At 26.0% G+C, this 758-nt stretch carries 1 protein-coding gene; it reads right to left on the bottom strand.

What is annotated here, in order from left to right; genetic code table 4:
• Positions 1 to 758, bottom strand: a 758-nt coding sequence (locus N1F73_RS03755) for an Mbov_0399 family ICE element protein (RefSeq protein WP_396888700.1), incomplete at both ends; no start/stop codon positions are given.

Here is a 758-nt window from a genome sequence, read left to right as displayed (position 1 = left end):
TTGTTTTTCAAAGAGGTCTAATCTGTTTAGAATCCAAAACAACATTTTCCGTAAAATAGCTTTGTGGATTTGAATTTTCTTTTATTAAAACCAGTTTAAAATTACTAATTGACTTTTCAGCATTTGAAGCAAATAACCAAATCCCTGAATTAGAAAAATATGTATTATCAGAAGTCTTTATAACCTCTTCATTATAAAATTTATTATTATCTTGTTTTACAAACCACAAATAATTATCGTTTTGTTCTAATTTATATAATGTAAATTTTTCTGTCTTACCAATAAGTTGTTTTAATCCTCCTTTACCAAGTACAATAGCTTCAACAATTAAACCTTTATCTAAACTATTATTATCGTGAGGTGCAAAAAGTGTTTTAGTGTTAAATGGTAGCTTAGTTAATTTATAATATTCTCTATCTTTTTCATCATTGTAATATATATCAAAATTATTTAAAGCTTCATTTTTTAGCTGACTTTTACTATCAAAGATACCAAAATCAAACCAAACTAGTTGTTTTTTCGTCCCTGTTTCTGGATCTATACTCGGATCATATTTAGGGTTTTTAATGCTATTTCCCTTATCATCTCTTAATAAATTTCCCTCACTATCTTTTATAAATTCCTCTATTAATTCTTTTTGTTGTGGATTATTTTCAGGTTCTCAGGCATATCACTTAAAATCAACTTGTGCTGATTTTGAATCTATAAATAATACTTTTGTATAATGCATTTCTAAATCAGCATCTAAATTACCTGGA

This window comes from Mycoplasma sp. HS2188 (genome assembly GCF_025209835.1).
Classification (GTDB): domain Bacteria; phylum Bacillota_I; class Bacilli_A; order Mycoplasmatales; family Metamycoplasmataceae; genus Mycoplasmopsis.
The sequence above is the reverse complement of the archived record's forward strand: the minus strand, read 5'-3'. Positions and strand labels throughout refer to the sequence as shown.